Genomic DNA, 5,862 nt, shown 5'->3' with positions numbered 1-5,862 from the left:
GTTGCCGCATCAGTCATTTTAGGCAATCTTGTTGGCGAGCTAAAACCCTGGTTAAAACTATAGTTGATGGTTGGTTTACCAGTTTTTCCCTTTTTTGTAGTCACTAAAATTACCCCGTTGGCAGCTCTATTACCGTAAATAGCAGCAGAAGCATCTTTTAATACCGAAACACTTTCAATATCGTTGGGATCTAGTCGTTCTAGACCACCAATTTGTCCGGGGATTCCATCTACAACAACTAATACACTGTTGCTCCCGGTTGTAGCCAAACCCCTGATGGTGATGTTCGAACCATCAAAACCCGGCTCACCGCTCCTATTGTTAATTACCACCCCAGAAAACCGGCCGGCTAATGAATTGGATAAATTCGGTTGCGGACTCTTAACCAGGTCGGCTCCTTTTACCTGCGAGATTGATCCGGTTAATGTTGCTTTTTTCTGTGTTCCATAGCCAACCACTACCAATTCGTTTAGTGTTTTGGTATCAGAACTAAGCTGAACATTAATGGTTGTTCTATCACCAACCGTTTGCTCCTGATTGGTATAGCCMACATAAGAAAAAACAAGTACATCTGTTGTGGCTGCAACACTGATACTAAATTTACCTTTTGCATCAGTTTGCACTGCTTTTTCGGTTCCCTTAATCTTAACCGCCACACCTGGAAATGTAGCGCCAGTTTCGTTTGTTACCGTACCTGTTATCACAATTTCTTTAAGCTGACTCTTTATCCCTGTTTTAACAGAAACTAAAGATGCCATTGCCGGTAAACTGATGGATACGATAAATAGAAATGCCAGTGTTTTAATTGTAAAGAATTTTGGCAAAAATCCTTTCAGAACTTTTCTTCTCATATTGGTTTGCAAGTTTAATATTTGGTTAGCAGATCAATTTTACAACCTACCCAACAGAACCCTCTATCGGAATCGCGATTATAACACTGCTTTATGGAAGGCTAAATTAGCGCCAACAAACAACTCCCAAGGGGTACAAACAGTCCAAATTAGAGGGGTAAACAAACCGAAAAAGCCCCAAAACAATGCTTTGGGGCAGATTATTAAAAATAATAGATGAATGGCTACTTGCTATTTACCTTTTTTAACTGTGGTATTAATGTTATTGGAAAACGGCTTGCGGAATTTTTTAATGTACTGCGATGGGTTCATGTTAAAGAGCTTATAAAACTGCTCTCTAAAATATTTCGGATCGTTAATGCCCACCATGTAAGAAGTTTCCTGAATGGTTTTATCGGTATTGATAAAAATTTCCGCAGCTTTCCTCAACCTGATGAAACGAATAAAGCCATTCGCTGACTGACCAGAAATGGATTTTATTTTGCGGTAAAGATTAGATCTCGACATACCGATAGCTGCAGTCAGTATATCGATATTAAAATCGGGATCGATCAGGTGTTCTTCTACAATACGGATACAGTTATCCAAAAACTCTTTGTATTCTGCAGATATTTTGGTGTTATTAGAATTAAGGGTAATCTCGTTATAAAAGTATTTTTGCAGCGCATTTTTACTCTTTAGTATACTGGCTACCCTCGCTTTTAAAAAATCTTTATCAAAAGGTTTGCTGATGTAATCATCGGCCCCGCCTTCTATTCCTTTAAGTTTAACCTCTGGCGCAGAAATAGCGGTCAGCAGGATAATAGGAATATGAGAAACGGCTACATCTTCTTTTATTTTACTACAAAGTTCTATCCCGGTTATACCATCCATCATTACGTCACATATCACAATATCGGGCAATAGTTCTTTTACCATATCGTACCCGTCTTCTCCGTTGCTCGCTTCATAAAGGTGGTAATCCATTCTGAAAACCTGTTTCAGGTATTCTCTGATCTCAACGTTATCATCAATAATCAAAAGTGTTTTTAAATCCACAGCGAGCTGACTATCAATCAATGGTTCTTCTGCTGCTTTTACAATATTATTTGCCGTTATTTCATCCTCTATTAACTCTTTAAATAACGATGAATCAGTATCAACCAGTTCCTCCTGCAAAATTACCGCATCTTTAAAATGGCTTATTCCTTTTAATAAAGCAATATTAAATGCCGTGCCTTTATTTTCAACGCTGGTATAACTTATCGTTCCACCATGCATTTCTATAAAATTCTTAGCCAGGTACAAACCAATACCAAAACCTCCTTTTGCTGATTTATTTCCTGGATCCTGATAAAATTTTTCATAGAGTTTTTCTCCTGCAAAGCTGGTAATACCACAGCCTGTATCTTCTATAAGCACATTTATATTTTCCTGATTACTTTTTACAATCATTTTAACCGTACCGCCTTCGGGCGTAAATTTTATGGCATTTGCCAGGAGATTAAAAAACACAATCTCTATTTTTTCCCTATCAGCATAAAATGGGATCAATTCATCGGCGCATATAAACTCAAATACAATTTTTTTAGACCTGGCCTGGTGCACAAAGCAAAGAAATACTTCTTTACACAAACTCATCAGATTTACGGGAGCTACTTTTAATTTTCCGCCATAGGTATCTGCTTTTCTGAACAATAACAATTGATCTACCAAACTTAAAAGCCGTTTTGCATTCCTGTAAACAATATTTAAATCAGTGGTATCAACATTTTTATCATTCTTGTATAAAAGCTCTTTAACCGGATTGATAATTAGTGTAAGTGGCGTACGAAACTCGTGCGATACATTGGTAAAAAAAGAAAGTTTCTTCTCGCTGAGTTCTTTCTCTTTTTCACTTTCTACATGGGCCAGCTTCACCTGGAATTCGAGGTTTGCTCGATGCTCACGGTATTTAAGATAGGCATAAATTATCCCAAAGAAAGCCAGTCCATAAATACAAAAAGCCCACCAGGTACGGTACCATGGCGGTGTAATGGTAATTACGATAGAATTGCCCTCCATATTCCAGATGCCATCGTTATTTGATGCCCTTACCTTTAACACATACTTACCGGGATTTAAATTGGTATAGGTGACTTTATGCTCACTGCCACTGTAATTCCATTTCTTATCAAAACCTTCGAGAAAATAAGCATACTTGTTTTTTTCGGAAAGTGTATAATTGAGTGCTATAAAACCAAAAGAAAGCACACTCTGGCTGTAGGGCAAAGTGATCTCCTTGGTCATATACACCGGTAGTTTTAATGGAGAATCATCACCAGGCAGAATTAATTTATTGAAAATAGAAAAATCGGAAAAATAAACCGCCGGAGCCGTTTTATTATATTTTAGCTGTTGTGGATTAAAGTAAACGATACCTTTACTTCCCGCCAGGTAAATTTCTCCTTTCGCATTTTTACAGATAGCGGCATTGGCATAAACACCGTCTTTCTCATCGTAATTTTTTACCATTTTGTTTACCGGATCAAAGAGTGAGATTCCCTGTTCGGTTGTTACCCATAACCTGCCATTGTTATCTTCTACCAGATCGGTAAAAACATTGCTGGCAAAACCGTTTTGCTTTGAATATATTTCGAAAGTATCTGTTTTAACTACATATTTATTCAATCCATCGCGGGTGCAGATCCAAACATTTTGGTGCGAATCCAGATAAAGGCTATTTACAATGTTATTGCTAATGCCACCTTTTCTTGAATTATCGATCATGTAATTGCTAAACTTTCTGGTTTTAGGGTTAAAGCGGCTGAGCCCACTTCCGTATGTCCCGATCCAAACATTGCCCTGCGCATCTTTTAAAAGGCAGTACAAATGGTTATTACTCAATGAAGCCTGGTTTTTAGGGTCGTTAAAGTAATGTGTATAACTGCCGTTTTTTTCGTTATACACTTTCAAACCAGCATCGGTAGCCAAATAATATTCGTTATTGTTTACCTCAATTAAATCTCTAAAAACATCTTCGTTAAAAAAACTACCAAGTGCCGAACGGTGATGATGGTGAACAAATTTATTCTCTTTCTCCTCGTAACGGTCGAAACCATTTTCGCCCATTACCCATAGCCTGCCATTTAAATCGGTAGATAGGTTAATAATATCAGAGCTTGATAAACTATTTGCATTACTGGTATGCAGCAGTTTAATTACTGAACGATTATCGGGATTATATTTAAACAAACCTTTGTTTGTGCCTACCCAAAAATCCTTACCATAACTGATGATGGATTTGATGTCGGCCTGCCCAAAAGGAAGGGAAATAAAATTAAACTTATATTGGTTAAAGTCTATTTTACTGAGACCATTTTTACCACAAACCCATATCATTCCTGTTTTATCGCTGTATAGACCTCCGTTGGCAAAAAATTCGAGTTCTTCTATTTTCTCCCATTTATTTATTTCGGTGTTTACCCAAAATAATCCGGAGTTTCCGCCAACCAGCATTTTTTTTGCGCCTAAATTTAATATACTAAATACTGAAGCGTTACCAGTGCCTTTACTACTGTAGGTATTGAATTTCCCTGTTTTCGGATCGAATCTGAACAGATCACCTTTCCAATAGCAACCAACCCATATCATGCCATCGCCATCTATACTAAGTGTCCAGATATCGTTCGGGTTTTTTTCGCCCGCTATTTCCTTTTGTGTATAATTGGTAAAGCGACGTGTCTTTTTATCAAATTTATTTAGTCCTTTGCTCCAATTGCCTAACCATAAATTCCCTTCTTTATCTTCTGCAATGGCATTAACCGATTTTCCTTTAATGGCATTTGGATTTTTAATGTCGGGCTGATAAACTGTAAAAGATGCTGAGTTTTTGTTAAAAAGGTTAAAACCATCGTCGGTACCTACCCAGAGCTTATTTGTTTTATCAATGAGTAGCGACCATATTTTATTATTGCTCAACGATGTTCTTTTGTTTTCTTTATGATAAAAACGCTCAAACTTCTCTGTTACAGGGTCGAATTTATTTAAACCGTTCATGGTAGCCACCCAGAACACACCATTCTGATCTTCTACAACAGCATTGATATAGTTATTGGTTAGTGATGTTGTATCGCCGGGGATATTTACATAAATTTTAAAAGAATAACCATCAAACTTACACAAACCGTTTTCGGTACCAACCCATATAAATCCCCTTTTATCTTTTAAAGCAGCTGTTGTATTTTTTGAAGGCAGTCCTTCATTTATGCCGTATGTTTTAATTACATAATGGCCTGCTATTACAGGCTGGTTATCGACATGGGATACCTGCGCTTTAACATGAGTAAAGAGGAAAAAAAATTGTAGAAGAAAACAAGTWAGACTAATTAATCTCATAGTTGAACAACAAAATTTGATGGGAGAATGCCTTAGCTAAACCCTGCCTCTTTTGAAATAGACGAGTTGTAAAGATACACTTTGCAAACTTATTACCGAATCTATTCTTGTGTTCAAGTTAGTGCCAATAAAAAAGAGGCCGATTAAAAACCGACCTCTTCGCACTAATCACTACTAACTAAAATTTAACTGAATTGAGATTCTTATCTACTAAAATGCCTTCACTAATCTTAAGCCCGAACTGTAGTTTGCGTTTTGCCTTTAATTTCAGGATAAACAGATCGGAAGTTTCGTTTAAAGCATCTTTGTTGCCAATGTTTAAAAAGGTTGGATACAAAACCTTAGCGCCATTGGTGTGCAGGCGGTCGTTGGTCAGGTTATCCATCTGTTTGATATTTAAAGGCTGAACGCTTACAAAATCATAATCCTGTGCATTGTATGGTAGGGCAAAACTTAAAGCATTTACTGATTTCAGGTTTATTCCTTTTACTTTGATTTCGATGATTTCGTCTTTGTTGTAAGCTTGTTTAGCCGTACTGATTTCYAGTTTACCTGCAACTTTATCAATTTTAGCATTTTTTATACCTCCTTCAAGTTGTGTAGCCACAACTGAAATATCGTAGGCATCAATCAAATTGTTTTTATTGATATCGCC

At 37.0% G+C, this 5,862-nt stretch carries 3 protein-coding genes; all 3 read right to left on the bottom strand.

Features of this window, described 5'->3' with window-relative positions:
• The coding region (locus AC1DPQ_RS15500) for a TonB-dependent receptor plug domain-containing protein (protein ID WP_477610105.1) at positions 1–851 on the bottom strand (851 nt) is incomplete at its 3' end.
• Positions 852–1,082: 231 nt separating this feature from the next.
• Positions 1,083–5,207, bottom strand: coding sequence for a hybrid sensor histidine kinase/response regulator transcription factor (locus AC1DPQ_RS15495; protein ID WP_477610103.1), 4,125 nt, complete (start codon positions 5,205–5,207; stop codon positions 1,083–1,085).
• A 178-nt stretch (positions 5,208–5,385) separates the two neighbouring features.
• Positions 5,386–5,862: hypothetical protein (locus AC1DPQ_RS15490; RefSeq protein ID WP_477610101.1), on the bottom strand; the 477-nt coding region annotated here is incomplete at its 5' end.

The organism is Pedobacter sp. 01T416_2, from assembly GCF_056398925.1.
The sequence above is the reverse complement of the archived record's forward strand: the minus strand, read 5'-3'. Positions and strand labels throughout refer to the sequence as shown.